5 protein-coding genes and 2 pseudogenes are annotated in these 4,604 nt (G+C 39.4%); 1 reads left to right on the forward strand and 6 read right to left on the reverse strand.

Translation table 11 applies throughout. The annotated features are described in order from the left end of the window. The 4 genes and pseudogenes from ACS8E3_RS12880 to ACS8E3_RS12895 form a co-directional block, all read right to left on the reverse strand. Positions 1-464, reverse strand: a pseudogene (locus tag ACS8E3_RS12880) (type I restriction endonuclease subunit R); the annotation flags it as partial. Positions 465-498: 34 nt separating this feature from the next. Beyond that, complete coding sequence (locus ACS8E3_RS12885; RefSeq protein ID WP_439244735.1) at positions 499-1,119, reverse strand: hypothetical protein; 621 nt, start codon at positions 1,117-1,119, stop codon at positions 499-501. 4 nt (positions 1,120-1,123) lie between these two features. Then, a complete protein-coding gene (locus ACS8E3_RS12890; RefSeq protein WP_439244736.1) occupies positions 1,124-1,726 on the reverse strand; it encodes a hypothetical protein in 603 nt (200 codons plus the stop codon). 68 nt (positions 1,727-1,794) lie between these two features. Beyond that, positions 1,795-1,932, reverse strand: a complete 138-nt coding sequence (locus ACS8E3_RS12895) for a hypothetical protein (protein WP_439244738.1) — start codon at positions 1,930-1,932, stop codon at positions 1,795-1,797. 147 nt (positions 1,933-2,079) lie between these two features. Here ACS8E3_RS12895 and ACS8E3_RS12900 point away from each other — a divergent pair, with 147 nt between their 5' ends. Further along, on the forward strand, positions 2,080-2,805 hold the full coding sequence (locus tag ACS8E3_RS12900) for a hypothetical protein (RefSeq protein ID WP_439244739.1): 726 nt from the start codon (positions 2,080-2,082) through the stop codon (positions 2,803-2,805). Here the strand turns inward: ACS8E3_RS12900 and ACS8E3_RS12905 are convergent, their stop codons facing one another. Together ACS8E3_RS12905 and ACS8E3_RS12910 are read right to left on the reverse strand one after the other, a co-directional pair. Further along, a complete protein-coding gene (locus ACS8E3_RS12905; RefSeq protein WP_439244741.1) occupies positions 2,806-4,119 on the reverse strand; it encodes a restriction endonuclease subunit S in 1,314 nt (437 codons plus the stop codon). Beyond that, positions 4,119-4,604: pseudogene (locus ACS8E3_RS12910) on the reverse strand (SAM-dependent DNA methyltransferase); the annotation flags it as partial. The pseudogene ACS8E3_RS12910 and the gene ACS8E3_RS12905, both read right to left, overlap by 1 nt.

Here is a 4,604-nt window from a genome sequence, read left to right on the forward strand (position 1 = left end):
CTGGTATGAGGGCTATACACTACCTCAGGGACGACACGGCAGATATTGGCCTCATAGCGTGCCATGGTCTCAGGGTTCAGGCTATGCTCAGGCTTGAACTGGCATAAGCTAAAACGCGCGTTACGAATCTTTAGACCATGACGTAGTACGCCAAGCATGCCATAAGTACGTGAGGCTCTATCGGTGGCTTGCGCGTCCGCCTTGTTGAGCTGCTTCACCAAGGCGGCAATAAAGTGGCGCTCAGAGTCGATAGGAAAAGTGCGACAAAACTTCTCCCACTCTTGCGGCTGAGTGGTCTGTACAAAATCCAGCACGTCTTGTTCATATAGCGCGGTCTCAGCCGTATAGTCGCTAGGATTGCCTAACTGCCAGCCGTGCGCTTGCATTTGCGTGATGATGTCGGCTTGGAAGATGGTTTCGTAGGTGACATTTTGCGCATTAATAGCAGTATTGGTATGTGTCATAGTTTGACGCTTATTATTAAGTTATGAGTTGGGCTTATGAGATCAGCCACACTTTATCAATTTCAACGATTTGTTGTTCTTGACCTTCAATGATTTCTTTTCTTAAAAGCTTAATAGGGTCAATGTATTGCAACATCTCTAAATCTCCTTCATCGGCCATGTCATAATGCACAAGCCTTCGATAAAGCTTCCATTCAAAACAATCTAAGTATTCAGCCGTGTTTGAATTATAGTGGATAGAACTTCGAATACCATTTTTTGGCTGTTTATCTATCGCTTCAAAGGTATCATCGTAGAAATCTTTCATCTCATCGATAGCACACACGATTTGTGAACGGCTGACGTAGTTTTCACGTAGCCATGTTTGCAAGTAATAAGGGGTTTGCAACGCTTCTAACGAGTCTTGCCATGATTGGTAGATTTTTTGCAGGTTTTTGATCAGTAGATACTCACAGTCACCTGTTGGCTCAGGATAGATACTATTAATCAAAGACAAGCGTGACCATGGCTGTACCAAGAATTCAACGTAATCTCGCTTGTCTTGGTTTAACAGATCGACATCAAGAATTTTATTAGCTTCGCCCCATCGTTCAATAGCACGCTTACGGCGGTTGATGCCTCTTATTTTGCGGTATCTTATTTTCTGCTTTTCCATACGTTTATACCTCTCTATCAAAATCTGTAGAGACTACAATAATATTTCTTGCCATATCTCCAGACTTTTTAATTAAGTCAAAACTGGTCAAGCTTTCAAAGTGATGAATCGCAATCATTTCAGCGAATAGCATGTACATATAAAATAGAGCAGATATGATAGAAAATAGAGAGTAATTAAATATCGCCCAACCAACTGCTATAACACTAAGTATGAAGTTTCCAGCAATCATGCAAGCACGAATGCTAAAAAATTTATTCTTCAAGATATACATTTTAGTAGGTATGATAATTTTGTCATTACGAATGACGACCAGCTTATCTTTATTTAGAAATCTTAATTCTGAAATGGTTAGTAAGCGCAAATCTTTCCTCAAAAGTACTTCAACCTGCTCCCACGTAAAGCCTTTTAGATACGTTATATTATTTATCTCCAAATCTTGCAGATACTTCTTACTGTTCTTAATATGCTCCTGTCTATCAAGAATACTCTTTGTCTTCTCTAAATCGCCTTTTTTTTCAGAAATTCTATCAGTTATTATCTTATAGCTAATACCAATAAATGCACAGAGTGCCATTATTATCTGAGTCCAAATACTAGCATCCATAGGTATATCTCCACACTAAAACCTCACTCGCCTTCAAAGGCGCGTCGTTCTTGCATGATTTAGATTAATTATTCATAGCAACCAAATACTAGCGTCGCTACCTGATAGTCGCTAGGACTGCCTAATTGCCAACCTTGCGCCTGCATTTGATTGACAATATCGGATTGGAAGACAGATTCGTAGGTGACGTTGTGCGCGTTAGTCATGTTAAGTCCGTTTCAATAATAATTGTGGCTTTAAGGTCTACTTTTAGATACAAGATTACTTTTTTTCTTTATGTGCCTTGATACACTCTGTCGTTAGAGGTAGCATTATTTTATAATCATAAAACACAACTTTAGCACGGAAATTCAATGCGTAACTTTAGTATTAATCATCATGACTGCAGAATCATATTTTTAGATCTAGAATTTTATGTTCCAGAGTCTAGCAGAAGAACTAAGGGGTTAAGCTATAACCCTTGGGACCCAGACTGCAAGTTACTAGGGGGTTCTTTCTTTGTCGCTAATCCCACAAAAGACTTTGAAAGCCCCTTAGATACTGATTCAGACCAAATTCAATCATTCTGGCTGTGGGATTATGACTCGGAAAAAGCGCTATTGATCGATATTTTCAATCTATTAAAACAAGTCAATCAAGACGCTAAAGAAGGTAATGATGGTAGAGTCTCTCCAACCTTATGCGGCATCGGCATCATATCTTCTGACATTCCTGTGATATTTGACCTATTAAAAAGGTACGAAATATTATCAAATGCAGAAGCTTTTTATTTTCAAACAGAGTTTCGTGTTATAGATGTCTCAAACTTAGCCATACCCACCTTCAATCATAGTTCGATGTTTGCATACCCAAAAACAAAAAAGGATCTCTTAACAAAGTACATATCAGGCAAAAAATTTGAGAGTGGCACAGCGGTTTGGAATCTATATGAAAAAGAGCAATATAACGAAATAGAATACCGAACTAATGACGAAATCAGCTGTACGCACAAGATATATGCAGAAATTCTAAATAACTATAAGCTTTTCAAACGTTTGGAAAAAGAAGATAAGCGCAATAGATATAAAGAGAATAACTAACTACTCAGGCGCAACCCAACCCCTCACATCAATCTTGCCCGTAACAGCAGCGGAAATTAAAGCGGTACGGCGTTCTTGCATAAGTTGAATGGCTTTTTTAGCATTTAGCTCGATATTATCAAAGCTTAATTTTAACTGTTCTATATGCTTATGGATTTGTATGATTTCCTCTAATGGAGGTACTAAGACAGGAATATTTTGAACCTGCTCAACTCTCAAATGAGTTACTGTACTTCCATGTGAGACGCTATTAATGTACCTATCAAGACAATCTGAAATTAAATAATCGAAAAGGTAGTTTGTATAGCTTTCATTGTGAGCAATGAAGTTCATCATTCTCTGACCCATACAAAACTTCAAATTTTCTGGCACCAGACAAACTTCACCTGTAGGCGCTTCACGAGTAAAAAGAATAGAACCAGCTGGAGGTACTCCTCTTTGTGTCCATATATCAAAATTCTTTTTATCCGTGTATAAAGCACCATTAAAGTTTAATTTTTGATGCCTTACGTTTGTTGTTCTAACTACAAAGTACTCGCCATTTTCAAAATATTCGGGAGTTTTATTACGACAGTCGATAATGTCACTTACAAACTTGAGCTTTGAAACCTCCCAACTCTCAGGCACGTCCCCCAACCATTCAACACCCGAATTCTTCATCGGTGCGTCAGGATTTAAGCCCTTAGTCACAGCATGACTGATCACCGCTTGGCGCTTTTCTTTTAACAGTTGAATCAGGATTTGCTGCTTTTCGATTAAGGTGTCGATTTGGGCAGTTTCGTAGTCGAGGAAGTTGGCGATTTGGGTTTGTTCTTCATAAGTAGGCAAAGCAAAAAGTAGATTACTAACTTGTTCTGCCGAAACTGCTTCAAACGTACTTCCGGTAGATATAGCGTCTAGTTGATATTTATAAGAAGGTAATACCCACCATAAAAACGATTGAGTCATTTGACTATTGCTAACCAAGCTACAAAGACCTCTACCAATCCCGTAAACTTTATCTGCAACATTCAAAGCGCCAACTGGTGCTCTTACTGAAAATAAAAGGTCATCTTCATTAGCCAACTTCCTAGGTATAGGACAATACTGTTTTGCTGTTGGTGATATCGTCCCAAACTCTGCATTTCCCTGTAGAAACGGATAGCCATTCCCATCCATATTACAATCTTCTGAATTTGGGGACTGACCCATATTAAGAGTTGTAGAGTATTTTATACGTGATATCTTCCAATCTTTAGGAATATCCCCCAACCACTCAACCCCAGAGTCCTTATACTCTTCATACTGCTGATACTTCGTTACCAATTCAGCCATTACGAATGCACCTCACCCAATAACTGCATAATCTCACGACTGACCGCATCCAAATCCGCATCAATCTCTTGGAGCGGACGCGGCGGCTCATACACGTAAAAATGACGGTTAAACGGTATCTCAAAGCCGACAATGCCGATCTCTTCATCGATGGCATCTACCTTATCAGGATTGATCCACGCATCAGGCACATGCGGCTGCACTTCACGCGCAAAGTAACTTTCTATCAGCTCAGTAGTTGTCAATTCAGGATTAAGCGGTACGTTTTCATAATCACGCAAATCGCTGTCCGTTTGGAACTCGACTATTTTGGCTGGCTTATCTGAATTAGTAGGCTTATAGCTAAATGCACCATACAGCGGATTTTCAACCTTGAGCACTTTCTTAATGACTGGCTCAGCGTCAGGATTTTTCCACGTGATGGCATCCATCAGCTGCTTTTTCTCTTTCACATCAAGACTTATATCAGTGTCTTTTAACGCTTG

Source organism: Psychrobacter sp. 2Y5 (assembly GCF_051847375.1).
GTDB lineage: Bacteria > Pseudomonadota > Gammaproteobacteria > Pseudomonadales > Moraxellaceae > Psychrobacter.

What these genes read in the sequence shown, in the direction of transcription:
- ACS8E3_RS12895 (WP_439244738.1), bottom strand. Translation starts at nt 1,932, where the DNA reads ATGACTAACGCGCACAACGTCACCTACGAATCTGTCTTCCAATCCGAT.
- ACS8E3_RS12890 (WP_439244736.1), bottom strand. Translation starts at nt 1,726, where the DNA reads ATGGATGCTAGTATTTGGACTCAGATAATAATGGCACTCTGTGCATTT.
- ACS8E3_RS12900 (WP_439244739.1), top strand. Translation starts at nt 2,080, where the DNA reads ATGCGTAACTTTAGTATTAATCATCATGACTGCAGAATCATATTTTTA.
- ACS8E3_RS12885 (WP_439244735.1), bottom strand. Translation starts at nt 1,119, where the DNA reads ATGGAAAAGCAGAAAATAAGATACCGCAAAATAAGAGGCATCAACCGC.
- ACS8E3_RS12905 (WP_439244741.1), bottom strand. Translation starts at nt 4,119, where the DNA reads ATGGCTGAATTGGTAACGAAGTATCAGCAGTATGAAGAGTATAAGGAC.